General features: G+C 54.0%; 15 protein-coding genes. 8 read left to right on the top strand and 7 right to left on the bottom strand.

What is annotated here, in order from left to right:
- The first annotated feature begins 149 nt into the window (after positions 1-149).
- From BJL95_RS22555 to BJL95_RS22540, 4 genes are all read left to right on the top strand, one after another.
- Positions 150-1,421, top strand: a complete 1,272-nt coding sequence (locus BJL95_RS22555) for a DNA recombination protein RmuC (RefSeq protein WP_254786883.1) — start codon at positions 150-152, stop codon at positions 1,419-1,421.
- On the top strand, positions 1,418-2,872 hold the full coding sequence (locus tag BJL95_RS22550) for a DUF3375 domain-containing protein (protein ID WP_071160828.1): 1,455 nt from the start codon (positions 1,418-1,420) through the stop codon (positions 2,870-2,872). Before BJL95_RS22555 ends, BJL95_RS22550 begins: the two co-directional genes overlap by 4 nt.
- An 83-nt stretch (positions 2,873-2,955) precedes the next feature.
- The gene (locus BJL95_RS22545; RefSeq protein WP_064031447.1) at positions 2,956-3,189 is read left to right on the top strand and encodes a type II toxin-antitoxin system Phd/YefM family antitoxin; all 234 of its coding nucleotides are present in this window, start codon (positions 2,956-2,958) and stop codon (positions 3,187-3,189) included.
- The gene (locus BJL95_RS22540) at positions 3,190-3,576 is read left to right on the top strand and encodes a type II toxin-antitoxin system VapC family toxin (RefSeq protein WP_071160827.1); all 387 of its coding nucleotides are present in this window, start codon (positions 3,190-3,192) and stop codon (positions 3,574-3,576) included.
- 78 nt (positions 3,577-3,654) lie between these two features.
- Here BJL95_RS22540 and BJL95_RS25570 read toward each other — a convergent pair whose 3' ends face one another.
- From BJL95_RS25570 to BJL95_RS22515, 5 genes are all read right to left on the bottom strand, one after another.
- Complete coding sequence (locus BJL95_RS25570) at positions 3,655-3,843, bottom strand: hypothetical protein (protein ID WP_071160826.1); 189 nt, start codon at positions 3,841-3,843, stop codon at positions 3,655-3,657.
- Positions 3,844-3,961: 118 nt separating this feature from the next.
- Positions 3,962-6,535 carry a S8 family peptidase gene (locus BJL95_RS22530; protein ID WP_071160825.1) on the bottom strand — a complete coding sequence of 858 codons (2,574 nt, stop codon included), beginning with the start codon at positions 6,533-6,535 and terminating at the stop codon, positions 3,962-3,964.
- Positions 6,535-7,506: an AAA family ATPase gene (locus BJL95_RS22525; RefSeq protein ID WP_071160824.1), complete on the bottom strand. Its 972-nt coding sequence runs from the start codon at positions 7,504-7,506 to the stop codon at positions 6,535-6,537. Before BJL95_RS22525 ends, BJL95_RS22530 begins: the two co-directional genes overlap by 1 nt.
- Positions 7,507-7,693: 187 nt before the next feature.
- Entirely contained in the window at positions 7,694-8,029 is a 336-nt protein-coding gene (locus BJL95_RS22520) for a type II toxin-antitoxin system RelE/ParE family toxin (RefSeq protein ID WP_071160823.1), read from the bottom strand.
- Positions 8,029-8,304: a type II toxin-antitoxin system Phd/YefM family antitoxin gene (locus tag BJL95_RS22515; RefSeq protein ID WP_071160822.1), complete on the bottom strand. Its 276-nt coding sequence runs from the start codon at positions 8,302-8,304 to the stop codon at positions 8,029-8,031. The genes BJL95_RS22520 and BJL95_RS22515 overlap by 1 nt, the downstream gene beginning before the upstream one ends.
- Before the next feature lie 144 nt (positions 8,305-8,448).
- Here BJL95_RS22515 and BJL95_RS22510 point away from each other — a divergent pair, with 144 nt between their 5' ends.
- The 3 genes from BJL95_RS22510 (at position 8,449) to BJL95_RS22500 (ending at position 13,821) form a co-directional block, all read left to right on the top strand.
- The gene (locus tag BJL95_RS22510; protein ID WP_071160821.1) at positions 8,449-9,081 is read left to right on the top strand and encodes a DUF4194 domain-containing protein; all 633 of its coding nucleotides are present in this window, start codon (positions 8,449-8,451) and stop codon (positions 9,079-9,081) included.
- Positions 9,082-9,256: 175 nt separating this feature from the next.
- Positions 9,257-12,634, top strand: coding sequence for an ATP-binding protein (locus tag BJL95_RS22505; protein ID WP_071160820.1), 3,378 nt, complete (start codon positions 9,257-9,259; stop codon positions 12,632-12,634).
- Entirely contained in the window at positions 12,631-13,821 is a 1,191-nt protein-coding gene (locus tag BJL95_RS22500; RefSeq protein WP_071160819.1) for a Wadjet anti-phage system protein JetD domain-containing protein, read from the top strand. The genes BJL95_RS22505 and BJL95_RS22500 overlap by 4 nt, the downstream gene beginning before the upstream one ends.
- 61 nt (positions 13,822-13,882) lie before the next feature.
- On the opposite strand, the gene BJL95_RS22495 is transcribed toward BJL95_RS22500, so the two are convergent.
- Positions 13,883-14,275, bottom strand: coding sequence for a DUF5675 family protein (locus BJL95_RS22495; RefSeq protein ID WP_064031469.1), 393 nt, complete (start codon positions 14,273-14,275; stop codon positions 13,883-13,885).
- Between the two features lie 248 nt (positions 14,276-14,523).
- Between BJL95_RS22495 and BJL95_RS22485 the strand changes: the two genes are divergently transcribed.
- Positions 14,524-14,910: a hypothetical protein gene (locus tag BJL95_RS22485; RefSeq protein ID WP_064031468.1), complete on the top strand. Its 387-nt coding sequence runs from the start codon at positions 14,524-14,526 to the stop codon at positions 14,908-14,910.
- A gap of 42 nt (positions 14,911-14,952) precedes the next feature.
- Here BJL95_RS22485 and BJL95_RS22480 read toward each other — a convergent pair whose 3' ends face one another.
- The gene (locus tag BJL95_RS22480) at positions 14,953-15,138 is read right to left on the bottom strand and encodes a YjfB family protein (RefSeq protein WP_071160817.1); all 186 of its coding nucleotides are present in this window, start codon (positions 15,136-15,138) and stop codon (positions 14,953-14,955) included.
- Positions 15,139-15,233: the final 95 nt, after the last annotated feature.

Raw genomic sequence — 15,233 nt, 5'->3', positions numbered from 1 at the left:
TGACCGACTCGTCCAATCCGGTTCAATTCACCCCTCAAGCACGCGTCGGCGTTGCATCGAAAATGACATTCTTGGAAATCACTCCGTGGCTTTGGCCAGCGAGTCTCGCCGTTGCCGCATCGCTTGGCTACTTTATTGGCGCCCGCCTGATGGGCGCACGGCGCCAGACCCTGCAAGCGGAAATCGATCTGCAACAACAGGTTTTACAGCAACAATCCGTAAAGCTGGCGGTGGCCGAGGAAAGGCTAAGCCTATTGAATCGGCGCGAATCCGAGTTGCAAGCCTTGCAACAACAGCTTCTGGCATTGAAAACCGAAAACGCCGAACTTAATACCCGCCAGCAGGAGCAGCATAAACACAACGAAGAGAAAATCCGCCTACTGCAAGATGCGGAAAATCAGTTAAAAACCCAGTTCGAGAATCTGGCGCACAGGATCTTCGAAGAACGCGGCAAGCAGTTTGTCGAGCATAATAAAGTCAGTATCGAAGGCTTGGTGGCGCCGTTGAAACAGCAACTCGGCGAATTCAAAAGTCGCGTCGAAAGCGTCTACGACAACGAAACCAAGGATCGCATCTCGCTACGCGAGGAAATCGTCTCGTTGCGCCGCGATACTCAGAAGATGAACCAGGAAGCGCTGAATTTGACCCGGGCGTTGAAAGGCGACCACAAGGCGCAAGGCAACTGGGGCGAGATGATTCTGGAAAAGGTGCTGGAACAATCCGGCCTGCGCAAGGGCATCGAATACGAAACCCAGGGTGCTTTCCGCGACGAAGACAACCGACTGTTCAAACCCGACGTGATTGTCCGCTTGCCGGACAACAAGGATGTCGTCATAGATTCCAAAGTCTCGTTGAACGCTTACGAGCGCTACTGTTCCAGCGAAGACGATGCTGAACGTAGCGAAGCGCTGAAACAACACGTCGAAGCGGTGCGCGCCCACATCAAAGGCCTCAGCGGCAAGGATTATTCCAGCCTGAAAGGCCTGCGTTCGCTGGACTTCGTGCTGCTATTCATGCCGATCGAAGCCGCCTTCATGGCCGCGTTTCAAGGCGACGAAAAACTATTCAACGACGCCTTCGAACACAAAATCGTCGTCGTCACGCCAACCACCTTGCTCGCGACGCTACGCACGATCCAAAACATCTGGCGTTACGAGCAGCAAAACGAAAACGCCCGGTTGATTGCCGACAAGGCCGGCGCACTGTACGACAAGATCCGCGGCTTCGTCGAAGACATCGAAAAACTCGGCCACCAACTCGGCACCGTGCAAAAAACCTACGACGGCATCGTCAACAAACTCAGCAGTGGCCAGGGCAATCTGTTGCGCCAAGCCGGCGCACTCGAAGAACTGGGCGTGAAAGTGAAAAAGAAACTACCCAAGAGCCTGACCGAACAAATGGATGCGGACGACGCCGAATGAGCCTGGACTACGCCACGCTGGAGCTGCTGAAACAAAACCACCCGGCTTGGCGCTTATTACGCTCCGACCATGCGCCGCTGATCGCCAGCTTCCTGCACCGGGTCTTCGTCGCCCCCAATCAGCGTCTGATCGGTCAGGCCGATCTGGCCGAAGCGCTGGAAGATGAGTTGTTTGCGTTACGCGAACGGCTGGGTAACGATGCTTTCCCTAAGCCCGCGCTGGACTATCTGAACGACTGGGCCGGCAACGACAAGGCTTGGTTGCGCAAGTTTTACCGGCAAGGTTCCGACGACCCGTTTTTCGACCTGACGCCAGCCACCGAAAAAGCCATCGCTTGGTTGGGCAGCCTGTCCGAGCGCGCGTTCGTCGGCACCGAATCGCGCTTATTAACGTTGTTCGAACTGCTCAAGCAAATCAGCGCAGGCAGCGAAACCGATCCGGAGACCCGTATCGCCGAACTACGCAAGCGCCGTGCCGACATCGACGCCGAAATTGCCAGAGCCGAGGCAGGCGAACTGGCCTTGCTGGACGACACCGCGTTGAAGGACCGCTTCCAGCAATTCACCGGGCTGGCCCGTGAACTGCTGGGCGACTTTCGCGAAGTTGAACATAACTTTCGCGGCCTGGACCGGCGAGTGCGGGAGCGCATCGCTTTGTGGGAAGGCGGCAAGGGCGAACTGCTGCAAGACATCATGGGCGAACGCGACGCCATAGCCGACTCCGACCAAGGCCGCAGTTTCCGCGCCTTCTGGGATTTTCTAATGTCCAGCCGCCGCCAGGAAGAATTGTCGGCCTTGCTGGAACGGGTGTTGGCTTTGGAGCCTGTCGCCGAACTCAAGCCCGACGCCCGCATTCGCCGGGTGCATTACGATTGGTTGGAAGCCGGCGAGCATACCCAGCGCACCGTCGCCGAACTGAGCCGGCAATTGCGCCGCTTTCTCGACGACCAGGCCTGGCTGGAAAATCGCCGGATCATGGAAATCCTGCACGGCATCGAAGCCAAGGCCGTGGCCTTACGCGAAAATCAACCCGCCGGTGAAGTCATGATCATCGCCGAAGCCGCCGCCGACATCGAGCTGCCGATGGAACGGCCGCTACACACGCCACCGGTCAAACCGCGCATCGAAAGCATCGTCCCGCAAACCGGCGACGAAGACCTGGACGCCGCCGCGCTGTTCTCGCAAATCGTCATCGACAAGACGCAACTGGCCCGCCACATCCGCCACGCCCTGCAAGACAAACCGCAAATCACGCTGGCCGAACTCTGCCGCGCCCGCCCGCTGCAACACGGCCTGGCGGAACTGGTCGCCTATCTGCAACTCGGCGGCGACAGCTTTAAAACCACGGTCGATGAAGGCGTGGAGGATGTGATCGTTTGGCAGGCTGTGGATGGCGAAGGACGGGAATTAAGTAAACAGGCGAAGTTGCCAAGGGTGATTTTTGTCCGGTGACTGCTCAATAAAAGGTTGCGTTGCCCCGATGCTGGGGTTTGCTATACTGGCTTGGTCTAATCACTTGGTCAAGGAGCATGCTCATGAGCACTTATACGCTTTATAACGCCAAAACCCATTTATCCAGCTTGGTCGAACAAGCATTTGCCGGTGAGGAAGTGATCATCGCCAAGGGCAAAGTGCCGTTAGTCAAGCTGGTGCCGATCACCGAAAGTCGTCCACAACGGCGATTCGGCGCCATGAAAGGTCAAGCTCCGGTGACCGAAGCCTTCTTCGAGGCATTACCGGACGACGAATTGGATGCTTGGGCGCAATAGATGAATGCGCTGTTGGATACCCATACTTTGTTGTGGTGGTTGGACGGCGACGAGAAGCTATCTTGGATTGCAAAAGAATGGATTGCCGAGCCCAGCCATGTCGTTCTGGTCAGCGCCGCTTCGGCCTGGGAGATCGCCGCCAAGGTGCGTATCGGCAAATTGCCGGGTGCCGAAGCCGTGGTCGATAGCTATCAGGATTGCCTGAAGGAACAAGGTTTTACCCCGCTGGCTATCACAACCGACCACGCTTTGCGAGCCGGCAGCCTGCCCGGCCCGCACCGCGACCCTTTCGACCGAATGTTGATCGCCCAAGCTCAGGCCGAGAATATTGCCTTGATCAGCAATGAGGTGTTGTTCGATAGCTATGGGGTTAGGCGGATTTGGTGAATGGAGATCAGATAATTCATGTTGCCGCGACTCGAATCAATTGAGGTATTTAAATGTGGCTGGGCAATGCTTTTCTGCTCACCATTTTAGAGGTAATTGCTTTAATTCCGCGTGGGCACATAAAGCGTGCCCACCGGGCTGTGAGTGATCGCAAGACCTGACCCCAATTTTCTTCTTGAGTTCGCCTTTGTCGATGAATTTGGTCAACTGCGCCAAAGCATTTTGATAATTGGCGAAGCGCTGTTTCCAGCGAATGTTTTGGTGCATATTGGTTTCTGAAGTTGTGGTGTTTGGAGAAAACTAGCCCATCGGGTGCGTTACATACCGTGAACCGTATCGATCACGTTTAATGCGGTCGCAAACTTACCGACACTCTATATTAGCGCTATTGAATCTTGATTTGAGTTTGAATTCGACTGCGAACTTCCTGATAAATATGAATAGAAACACCTTCCTTGACTTCCATGGTAACTGCTAGTGCATAGGGAATTTGTTCGTCCAGTTTATCGATTGCGTCGGCATTGCATTGCACAGGAATGACCAATTCATCGCCATCCTGATAATAAGATACCTTACTACTTTCCAATATTTCATGTTGAACGGTGCCACGCCTGACCTGATTCCATTCTGCCTCTTGTCTGCTTAATCCGAGAGCATCGGTATTTTTAGGGGCATCAAAAAACAGTTTTGCTTGGCGTAAATAGCGATGGTTAGGATTGATTGGTGTGAACCACGCCAGAGTAATGGTTAAACGCCGCCACTGTTTGGAGTTTGCCAAGGAAGGTGGCAGCGGAAAACGGTATTCGTGGACTTGTTTCTCGCCAATATGCCCACAGCCGATCACTGTCGCGCGTTGTTCCGTGCAAGCCAGAACCCTTGAGATATTGGCGTTGCCGTAACCAATAAATTTGCTGGCATAACTTTTAAACTGTCGAGAGTTGGCTGGTGTCTTTAGATGCTGATCCAATACGTCTTCGGCTCCTTCCCTGGATGCGCCATGCACTAGCAAAGCTTTGATAAGAACGGCAATTTGATCTTCCTTTATGGCTTCGGGCATTTGCCGCCTAAGACTTTCGATGACATCATAAATTTTAGCGCCAGCACGGGAAGCCAATGCCGTAGCGTTACTGCTACCGCGTGTGTAACTCGAAGCTGATAGATTACCTGTATTATCTTCAACAGCAACTTGTTGTCCTGGTGGCGAACCGGATAAAGAAGCACTAAATATGGTTCCAATGGGTGGCGAGTTAAATAGTTGCCTGCCACCTGGCAGTAAAATATCCGGTTTGATTGAGCGTCGAAAGCCCTGGCCTAAGCAGTTTGTGGGGCTAAATAATTTCCTTATCGGAAGAATATCAACGCGCTGGCCTAAATATGAAAAGCTGGAGCTATCATTATGGCTGGCCCCTACAGTAACAGCATTCAACGATTCGGCAGGACTAATAATCCGACGACGATGTGCCGTCTCGTTGATTTTAGCCAGCGTTATTTGAGTTTTTTCCGCTTCGCTCAAGCGATTGAACTCGCCCTCAGAAACACCGAGATCAATCGGTTCACTGATGTTGCCGGTGCTAACGCAAAATAGCACTTTATATTTCCACGACAGCCAGTCTAATAATCTCGCACAAGGACTTGGCGTATGAATAAACGGCCGAAATAAGTCGCCAAAAGAAAGATTAATGATCTTTACCGTATCGGCCTGGGCGGGAACCTCTCCTTCGCCTTCGAACATACGCCGGACGGCACGTTCGATGCGATCTTCATAAAAAATCTCATCCGGTACATGTTCATGCCGATTAGGCGTATGCGGGTCAGGTTGCAAAATTGGGCGAAAATAAACCGGTCTAGTTAACGGAACTTCGTTGGCATCCAACTCACCGTGTATGACTAACGAAGCCATCGCAGTGCCATGTTTTCTGTCGCCGGCTTGATATTCGTTTTCCAGTTCATCGGCATCGTCCAAAATTAACCGGTCTTTTAGCCATGTATGTTGGCTAAACGGTACGCCGTCTAAAATTGCAACTATCGGATCGCCACTGACTGGATATTTCGGCGCAGTTTCTATTGGCGCCGTTTCATCGGGCGAGCTGGTCAACGATTGTCCGGTTGGGCGGAAAAACATAATCGACGGCAGCTTCAATAAGTTGATGTCCAACTCGTTGCGATCAATCTTTTCGACTATGGATTGAATGCTATTTCTGGATAGTTGGGCTTTTGCCGCATGAAAGCCGATTTCCGAGTACTCAAGAAAAGGACTGATTAACTGTCCGGACAATTCTTCCAATAAGGTTTTAAAAACAGCTTCGTTTTGTTTTCTGGCCTGTCTATCCTTACGGTAAAAAAATTCGACTTGAAAATTCATGCGTTCATGTGCCGTGTCCTCGTATTCCAAATCTTCGCGCCAAATATCGAGAACACGGGTTTCGATCAATTGCTCTTGTATGCCCCAGCGCCGAATAACTTTGATTTGGGAAAATACGTCTCTCCATTTAGCTTTACCCGAAGGTAAATCGTTCGTTTTTTGCCATAAGTTCCATAAATTTAGCAATTCGACCAAACCTTGTTGCTTGGTCATGGCAAGGTATAACCGGCCTTCAACTTGTTTGTCCGTTTTCTGTTGTTTACTATCCCTGTTGAAGAAATATTCGTCCGGCTCGAATTCCTTGTCCCATTCGGCTAGCCATTCCAACCCAGGCGTATTGGCAATCGCGCGTTGAAAATCTTCTATGCGCCCAGCCGTTTCAATCACCAACACCATTTCCGGTTCCAAGCCTGCGATTGAAGCGGACAACATCGCCTGATCGGCTCGAAATTGTTTTTCCAAGTTTTCAAACTGCGGCGTTAAGCGCGAAATTTGTATTTGTTTTGCTGGGACATTCGGTGTCGAGAAGCCCGGCCTTCCCTTTGGAGGATCAACAATTTTTGCTTGGGGAAAAATCAATAAAGGTAATTCGGCCATTACTCCGTTCCTTGTTGTTTAGGCTTATATCGGCTTTGCCATTGATGCAATACGGCAGTAGTAATATTTTTGGCGTTATTGGTTTGTTTGCTCAATATTGCTCGCCTGACAATAGTTAGACAGACTTCTTCAATTTCGGAAAAGTTTGTCCCCAGCATTTTCTTAGCCATCGTTTCTGCGGCTAAGCCAAATTTGACCGATGTTTTTTGTTCCATTGCGGCAATGAATAAAGCAATTTTATCCCGTGAAGGAAGGGGCAATTCAACTCTCACCTGAAAGCGCCGCCACACGGCTTTGTCCAACAATTCCGGATGATTGCTGGCTGCGATAACTACCACATAATCCGGCAAATCATCCAATTGCAGCAGCAAAGAACTCACCACCCGTTTGATTTCACCGGTTTCATGGGTATCGCCGCGCTCTTTACCTATCGTTTCAAATTCATCCAAAAACAAAACGCAACGCTGAGTTTTCACATAATCGATGATTTGTTTTAATCGACTGGCGGTTTCCCCCAAATAACTACCAATTAACGTGTCATAACGAATGGAAACTAGGGGATACATCAATTCGGTAGCTATCGCTTCGGCCAAACTAGTTTTGCCGTTACCGGGAGGGCCTACCAGCAAAATTCTATTTCTGGCTGACAAGCTATAGGCGTGCAACAATTCGGAACGGTGCTGTTCTTCGATTAAATCATTAATTTGTTCCAGTGCTAGCTCCGGAACAAAGACTGTGGATAACAATCGCTTTGGCGTTACTTCATAAACTAGGTCATTTTGTTTTTGCGACGTAATAGAACGCTGCGGTACCAGTTCGGTGCCGAAAGAATTTTGTAGCCGGTCCGCTAGAATCCGATGCCCTTTATCACGCTCGTCAGCAATTAAGGATTCCGCCGCTTTGCGAAAAGCTACCTGATCTCCTCGACTGCCGGAGCGAATCAGGCTCACTAAAACGTCCGCTCTAGCCATAAATTTTTTTCCAAAAATACATTAATTTTTCGTTTTACCAAAAATAGTGCGGGTCTTTTATTAACATTACTAGCCAAACTTATTGTCTGATATTTAATCAGCGTTCCTAAAACTTGAGTCGTTCACAGTTGAATGAACTTCATCAAAGGCTGACAAGCGCTTACTGAATAAAAAATTCCCTAATAGTTTATCCACCCAGCAACCGCCTCGCCAGCAAAGCCTGCATGTCGCGCCTGCCATCGGCGATAAGATATACATAGACTCGTCGGGCTATGATGCGATAGACGATGCGGTAGGGTTTGAAGAAGACTTGGCGGTATTCTTGAACGCCGATGGCCGCAAGCTCTTTCGGGAAGTTGCCGCGTTCCGGGAAACTCGCCAAGTCGTCCAGCGTTTGCAACAACTTGTCCAAGACGGCATCGGCATTGGCCGGTGTATCGAATTCGGCGATGTAATCGTACAGGCTTTCCAAATCCTGCTCGGCACCGCGAGTCAACAAGACTTGATAAGATGCTGCGGGCATTAGCTGCTAGTCTTTTTCGCGCGAAGTCGGGCGGCTACTTCGGCCACGGGTTTGACGTTGCCGCTCTCGATTTCCCGGTTGCCCAAGGCCAATATTTTCAATAAGGCCAGGGTTTCCTGGGTTTCCTCGTAGGAGGCCACATCCTGCAATACCGCCTTGGCTTCGCCGTTTTGGGTAATGACCAAAGGTTCGCGGCATTCGGCCAGTTTTAACAGCACTTCGGCGGCGTTGGCTTTCAGGTAACTGATCGGTTTGACTTGAGATGAGTAACGCATGACTGCCTCGAACTTTTTAGAAAGGACTTAATATAGTCTTTAAAAAGTTCTTAGGCAATGCTTGCGCGTGTAAAGCAAGTAGGTTCGATTTCTCCGTCTCTTCCCCGTAAAATCCCCTACTTTATCCCAGCGATCCCAAACGCGATGACAGAAACCGAGCTCGAAGCCGCACCCCAATACGACCTGTCGGCCGTGGTCATTCCATTATTGAAAGGTGTGGTCTATCAGGAAAACGACGGCGGCCTTTGGAATGCCTTGTTGAATCTGCAAGCCAGGGTGCGGGATTACGTGGCGGTGTTGGGTTTGGAGTTGGTGCTGGACGAAGCCGAAGGATATGCGTTCTTGCGTTCGCGTCAGACCGATTCCGAGGACGACGAGGCGGCGCCGAAGTTGCCGCGTTTGATTGCGCGGCGGCCGTTGTCGTTTCCGGTCAGTTTGCTGTTGGCGCTGTTGCGCAAGCGTTTGGCCGAGTTCGACCGCGGCGGCGGCGAGACTCGGCTGGTCTTGTCGCGCGAGGACATCGTCGAATTGATCCGGGTGTTCTCGCCGCAACGCAGCAACGAGGCTAGGCTGATCGATCAGATCGAAACCCATATTAATAAGGTGGTGGAACTGGGCTTCTTGCGCAAGCTCAAGACCAGCGCCAATCAAGCCGCCAGTTACGAGGTCAGGCGGATACTCAAGGCTTTTGTCGATGCGCAGTGGTTGTCCGAGTTCGACGCCCGATTGGCCGAATACCAAGCGCAATGGGTTGGCGGCGGGGAAGGCGGAGAGTGATCATGCGTAGATTTATCCGTATCGCCCTTTCCCGCTGGGACAATGCCATTAGGTATATCGTGGTTTATCCCCCTCTTTTGCAAAGGGGGAGGCAGCTGAAGCCAAGCGATATTTCCACCGTTAGACAGGGCTTCCATTCCGTTTTACAGCGTCTCAAGCCAAATTCCGCTACGCGATGATCACCAATAACGACCTGCAACTCTCCCTGGATTTCGTCGACGATGACGCCTTGTCCGGCTTCCGGCTGCAACGTCTGGAAGTCTATAATTGGGGAACCTTCGACGGCCGGGTTTGGGTCTTGAACTTGAATGGCCGCAACGCTTTGTTGACCGGCGACATCGGTTCCGGCAAATCCACTTTGGTCGATGCGGTGACCACTTTATTGGTACCGGCCCAGCGCATCGCTTACAACAAAGCCGCCGGCGCCGACGCCAAGGAGCGCAGCCTGCGTTCCTATGTGTTGGGCCATTACAAATCCGAACGCAACGAGGTCAGCGGCAGCGCCAAGCCAGTGGCCTTGCGCGGCGACAACAGTTATTCGGTGATCTTGGGCGTTTTCCACAACGCCGGCTACGACCAGACCGTGACGCTGGCCCAAGTGTTCTGGATCAGCGACCGCCAGGGCCAGCCGGCGCGGCTGTTCGTCGGCGCCGAACGGGACTTGAGCATAGCTCGCGATTTTTCCGACTTCGGCAGCGACATCGGTCAACTGCGCAAGAAGCTGCGCGGCTTGGGCGCGGAGTTGCATGACAGCTTTCCGCCTTATGGCGCCTGGTTCCGCCGTCGTTTCGGCATCGACAACGAGCAAGCGCTGGAATTGTTCCATCAAACCGTGTCGATGAAGTCGGTCGGCAATCTGACCGATTTTGTGCGCAGCCACATGCTGGAACCCTCGGATGTCGCGCCGCGCATCACCGCTTTGATCAACCATTTCGACGACCTGAACCGCGCCCACGACGCGGTTTTGAAGGCCAAGCGGCAGATGAGCCTGTTAACGCCTCTAGTCGCCGATTGCCAGCGTCACACTCAACTCAACGAGCAAACCGAAATCCTGCGCGCCTGCCGCGAAGCCTTGCGGCCGTTTTTTGCAGGCCTGAAGCGCGGCTTGCTGGAAAAACGGCTGGCCGGCTTGGACGAGGAATTGGCCAAGCAGAACGCCCAACTGGAGCGGCTGAGCGAGCGCAAGCGACAACAGCAAATGCAGGCGGGCGAACTGCAACGCCATATTGCCGCCAACGGCGGCGACCGCATCGCTCAATTGGGATTGGAAATCGAGCGTCTGCAAGATGATATGGCCCGCCGCCGCGATAAATCCGCCCGCTACGAAAAACTGCTGCAAAGCTTGGATTTGCCGGCGCCGGTAGACGCCGAAGCCTTTCTGGCGCAGCAAGTCCGTTTTCTGGAGTTACGGGACAGTGCGTCCGCGCGCGAAGCCGATCTGCAAAACCAGGCTAGCGAAATCGGCGTGGCGTTTGCGCAAGGCCGCAACGAACATCAACTCCTGCAAGCCGAATTGACCAGCCTGAAGGCCCGGCGTAGCAATATCGACGACGCGCAAATCAAAATGCGCCAGGCGCTTTGTGAAGCGCTGAATCTGGCCGAGGACCGGATGCCGTTCGCCGGCGAATTGATCCAGGTGCGCGATGAAGACAGGGATTGGGAAGGCGCCGCCGAACGCATGTTGCGCAATTTCGGCCTATCGCTGCTGGTGCCGGATGCGCATTATTCGGCGGTAGCCGATTGGGTGGATCAAACCCATTTGCGCGGCCGGCTGGTCTACTTCCGGGTCAGGCCCGGCCAGCGCGCCGAGCTGCCGGAGCCGCACCGCGATTCGTTGGCGCGCAAATTGGCGATTAAACCCGATTCGGCGTTTTACGATTGGCTGGAGCGCGAGATCGGTCACCGCTTCGACGTAGCTTGCTGCGCGACCCAGGAGCAATTCCGCCGCGAGCAAAAAGCCATCACCCGCGCCGGCCAGATCAAGGCACCCGGCGAACGCCACGAAAAAGACGACCGCCACCGCCTGGACGACCGCAGCCGCTATGTGTTGGGCTGGTCCAATGCCGCCAAGATAGCCGCGTTGGAAGCCAAGGCCAAGCTATTGGAAAATCAGCTAGCCGATCTGGCCGGTCGCTTGGCCGACATCGCCAAAGCACAAGCCACGGTCAAGGCGCAATTGGAAACCTTAAGCAAGCTGGGCGAATACCGCGATTTCCGCGAACTGGACTGGCAGCCTTTGGCTGCGGAGATTGCTCGGCTGGAACACGAGAAGCGCGAGCTGGAAGCGGCGTCCGATCTGCTCAAGCAACTGACGGAGCGGCTGGAAGCGCTGCAACATGCTTTGGCCGATACCGAGCACGCGTTGAACGACAAAATCAAGGAAATCGGCGCCACCGAGCAACGCAAACAGGCCGCCGAAGCGTTGCTGACGCAGACTTCCGACATCCTGAACGAAGCCGGCGACGCACACGCCGCGCATTACCCGGCTCTGGAAGTGCTGCGCGGCGAAGTGCTGGCCGAACGGCAAGTCACGGTGGAGTCCTGCGACAACCGCGAACGCGAGATGCGCGATTGGTTGCAGACCAAAATCGAAAACGAGACCAAAAAGCTCAATTATCTGCGCGACAAGATCATCGACGCGATGCGCGGCTATTGCGCGGCCTTCCCTTTGGAAACCCAGGAAGTCGACGTCGGCATCGCCGCTGCCCAGGAATATCAAACCATGCTGGAAGGTTTACAAAGCGACGACTTGCCGCGCTTCGAGGCTCGCTTCAAGGAATTGCTCAACGAAAACACCATCCGCGAGGTCGCCAATTTCCAGTCGCAACTGGCCCGCGAGCGGGAAACCATCAAGGAGCGCATCGCCCTGATCAACGAGTCCTTGACTCAGATCGACTACAACACCAACCGCTTCATCGTGCTGGAAGCGCAACCGACGCCGGACGCCGACGTGCGCGACTTTCAAAGCGAGTTACGCGCCTGCACCGAGGGCGCGCTGACCGGTTCCGACGACGAGCAATATTCGGAAAACAAGTTTCTGGAAGTCAAAAAAATCATCGAGCGTTTTCGCGGCCGCGAGGGCCAGGCCGAGCAAGACCGGCGTTGGACAGCCAAGGTTACCGACGTGCGCAATTGGTTCAATTTCGGCGCCAGCGAGCGTTGGCGCGAGGACAACAGCGAGCACGAGCATTATTCCGACTCCGGCGGTAAATCCGGCGGCCAGAAGGAAAAACTGGCCTACACGATACTGGCCGCCAGTCTGGCTTATCAGTTTGGTTTGGAATGGGGCGCGGTGCGTTCGCGCTCGTTCCGCTTCGTGGTGATCGACGAGGCCTTCGGCCGCGGCTCCGACGAATCGGCGCAATACGGCTTACGGCTGTTCGAAAAGCTCAATCTGCAATTGCTGATCGTCACGCCGCTGCAGAAAATTCACATCATCGAGCCCTACGTTGCGGCGGTCGGCTTCGTGCATAACGAGGAAGGACGTGCGTCCAAGCTGCGCAATCTGAGTATCGAAGAGTACCGCGCCGAACGCGCGGCACGCGGCGGATGAGCAAGCCGGTCTGGACCTTGCCGATCGAGTTGCGCGCCGAACTGGACAAACGCTGGCAACGCGGGCAAATCCTGACGGAAAGCCTGGCGCCCAGCGGATTGTTTCCGTTGCGCATTCCTTTAAAGTCACCCAGCCCGGCGCAATTGGCCGCCGATTTCACCGCCGTACAGGTTTGGGTGGAGCCTTGGTTGGCCGTTGACGCCAAGCATTTTGCCGTCGAATGGCGCGACATCAATCATCGGCTGTCGGGGCGCAACCGTTTGCCGGCGGCGGTGGTTTTCGACAAGCCGGACGACGCGGCGGCGTATTTGAAAAAAGCGAAGGAATTGGCGGTTTTCGGGCAATTGGCGGCATCGCTGGTTGACGATTTCGCCGCCCTGCGGCCTTGGTTATTGAAATATCCGTTACGCGTCTTGGAGCACGCCGACGAATGGCAAAAATTGTTGAGCGTGGCCGGCTGGGTCGTAAAACATCCTCGGCCAGGCATTTATCTACGCCAAATCAGCCTGCCCGGCATCGACAGCAAATTCATCGAAAGTCGCAAGAAGTTGCTTGGCGAATGGCTGGATTTGCTGTTGCCGGCCGCGGCGATCGATACCGCGCAAACCGGCGTAACAGGCTTCGAGGCGCGTTACGGCTTTTTGGCGAAGCCGGCGACGATTCGCTTCCGCTTGCTGGATAGTCGGCTGCGTATCGCCGGATTGAGCGATCTGACGGTGACCGCCGGCGAATTCGCGACTTTGAATTTGCAGGTCAAGCGGGTATTCGTCACCGAAAACGACATCAACGGCCTGGCGTTTCCGCCGTTTGCCGATAGTATGGTGATCTTCGGCAGAGGCTACGGCTTCGATGCCTTGGCGCAAGCCGAATGGTTGAAGGATAAGGAAATTCACTATTGGGGCGACATCGACACTCACGGCTTCGCGATTCTGAGCCAGTTTCGCCAATACTTTCCGCGAACCCACTCATTGCTGATGGACCAAGCGACCTTGTTGGCGCACCGCGAGTCCTGGGTTGCGGAAACCACTCCGGGCCGCGCCGATTTATCCGGTTTAACCTTTGAGGAAACCGCGCTTTACGACGCGTTGCGCGATAACCGTTTCGGCCAAAACTTGAGGTTGGAGCAGGAGTATGTCGGTTTTGCCGCGCTCGGCGCGTTGCTGGCGCGGCTCCAAGCGGAAGCCTAGCCAGGATGAAGCGGAACCCGGCATTCAAAGCGGCAAAAGTTTTCCCAAGCGCCGGGCAATTTCAAACGATGTGGATAAAGATTTTCTCGTTTTCGGCGGCGCGTTTGAGTTTCTCGAACAGCGTTTCGAAAGCCGCCCGGCTGGAGCCGACGAAATCGGCCGATTTCGATTTCCCGACCAGAATGCAGCCCTCGGTATCCTTGGCGCTATTGCCGGGATGTATCCGGACGCCGTCGAAATTCGGCACGTTTAGCAGTAGCGGCAACGGTTTTTTAAAGCGCTCGGAAAAATTGATGATGATTTCGTAGGAGCCGGCTGGAATCGCGGTCATGCCCTTGACTTTGACCGGACGGACTTTGTCCTCCAAGGTGTAACATTCGAAGGCTCCGTTAATACTTAGTTCGCCTATTGTGCTTTCGTCGGTGAATTCGACGCGGGTCAGGTTCAGCTCCATGTGGCCTCCTCGAAGCTAGGATTTTCAAAAATGGATTTCGCCGATTTTTGGTGCGGCTGGCCGGCGATTATTTCGCTCGAAGCACCGGGTTTGTCAAGCGGGAGCGATCTTCGCCGAGCGAGCGGCTTATTCACGCTGAATTCTAATCGCAGACCGACCAATTCGGATAAGTGTTCCGGACGCAGATTCCCCGCCAAAATCCTCCGACAATGCATTAACATGCCGGCCTCAACCAACCGGGGAGTTTTATGAATTTAACCGAGGCGATCTTGCGTAAGGGTAAAACCTTGTATGAAGACGATGACTACATCCTGCTGTGGACCAAGTTTTTCGGGCTGAGCATTCTGGCGCTGACGTCGTATTTCGTTTACGTCAAGGCCAAGCATAGTCTGTTGAAATTGAACGGCCGGGAAAAGGCTTATTTGATGAGCGTGTCGTTTTATCTGACCAAACAGCACGGCGTCAGTCCGCGCGCGGTGTTGGACGACACCTATTTATTCAAGGACTTCGCTCAGGCGATCGCTAATCGCGGTAGCGAAAGTTATCAGAATTACTTTAAGGAACCGAGCAAGGACAAGGCCAAGCACTACGCGGTTCAGTCCGGGCGGCGCTACAGCAAAAAAAACCAAAAATGAACGTGGGCTCCGCCACCGTGGCGGAGCCGGATTGAGGTCGGCCTAGACTCTGACGTCGATGCCGCCGGCCGGCGCGGCGGCCGATTCCAGCAGTTTCAGCGCGGCCTGGCCTTGTTGCTCCTGCAATTCCTTGGCTTTGTTCAGCACGGCGACTTCGAGTTGTTGGCCGGTTTTTTGGTTGGACAATTGCGTCGCGAACGCGGCGATGGACGGGACGGAATCCAGCATGGCGATACCTCGTTGAGTTGGGGCCGGCGATAGCCGGCCTGTCTGGTTAGCGGACGATGGGCCGAAAACTTGAGGGTTACCCAAATTCAATCCGG

The sequence above is a fragment of the Methylomonas sp. LWB genome (genome assembly GCF_001856095.1).
In the GTDB taxonomy this organism is placed as follows: Bacteria; Pseudomonadota; Gammaproteobacteria; order Methylococcales; family Methylomonadaceae; genus Methylomonas; species Methylomonas koyamae_A.
The sequence above is the reverse complement of the archived record's forward strand: the minus strand, read 5'-3'. Positions and strand labels throughout refer to the sequence as shown.

Coding starts and splice junctions, on each gene's coding strand:
- BJL95_RS22555 (WP_254786883.1), top strand. CDS start 150: ATGGGCGCACGGCGCCAGACCCTGCAAGCGGAAATCGATCTGCAACAA.
- BJL95_RS22550 (WP_071160828.1), top strand. CDS start 1,418: ATGAGCCTGGACTACGCCACGCTGGAGCTGCTGAAACAAAACCACCCG.
- BJL95_RS22545 (WP_064031447.1), top strand. CDS start 2,956: ATGAGCACTTATACGCTTTATAACGCCAAAACCCATTTATCCAGCTTG.
- BJL95_RS22540 (WP_071160827.1), top strand. CDS start 3,190: ATGAATGCGCTGTTGGATACCCATACTTTGTTGTGGTGGTTGGACGGC.
- BJL95_RS25570 (WP_071160826.1), bottom strand. CDS start 3,843: ATGCACCAAAACATTCGCTGGAAACAGCGCTTCGCCAATTATCAAAAT.
- BJL95_RS22530 (WP_071160825.1), bottom strand. CDS start 6,535: ATGGCCGAATTACCTTTATTGATTTTTCCCCAAGCAAAAATTGTTGAT.
- BJL95_RS22525 (WP_071160824.1), bottom strand. CDS start 7,506: ATGGCTAGAGCGGACGTTTTAGTGAGCCTGATTCGCTCCGGCAGTCGA.
- BJL95_RS22520 (WP_071160823.1), bottom strand. CDS start 8,029: ATGCCCGCAGCATCTTATCAAGTCTTGTTGACTCGCGGTGCCGAGCAG.
- BJL95_RS22515 (WP_071160822.1), bottom strand. CDS start 8,304: ATGCGTTACTCATCTCAAGTCAAACCGATCAGTTACCTGAAAGCCAAC.
- BJL95_RS22510 (WP_071160821.1), top strand. CDS start 8,449: ATGACAGAAACCGAGCTCGAAGCCGCACCCCAATACGACCTGTCGGCC.
- BJL95_RS22505 (WP_071160820.1), top strand. CDS start 9,257: ATGATCACCAATAACGACCTGCAACTCTCCCTGGATTTCGTCGACGAT.
- BJL95_RS22500 (WP_071160819.1), top strand. CDS start 12,631: ATGAGCAAGCCGGTCTGGACCTTGCCGATCGAGTTGCGCGCCGAACTG.
- BJL95_RS22495 (WP_064031469.1), bottom strand. CDS start 14,275: ATGGAGCTGAACCTGACCCGCGTCGAATTCACCGACGAAAGCACAATA.
- BJL95_RS22485 (WP_064031468.1), top strand. CDS start 14,524: ATGAATTTAACCGAGGCGATCTTGCGTAAGGGTAAAACCTTGTATGAA.
- BJL95_RS22480 (WP_071160817.1), bottom strand. CDS start 15,138: ATGCTGGATTCCGTCCCGTCCATCGCCGCGTTCGCGACGCAATTGTCC.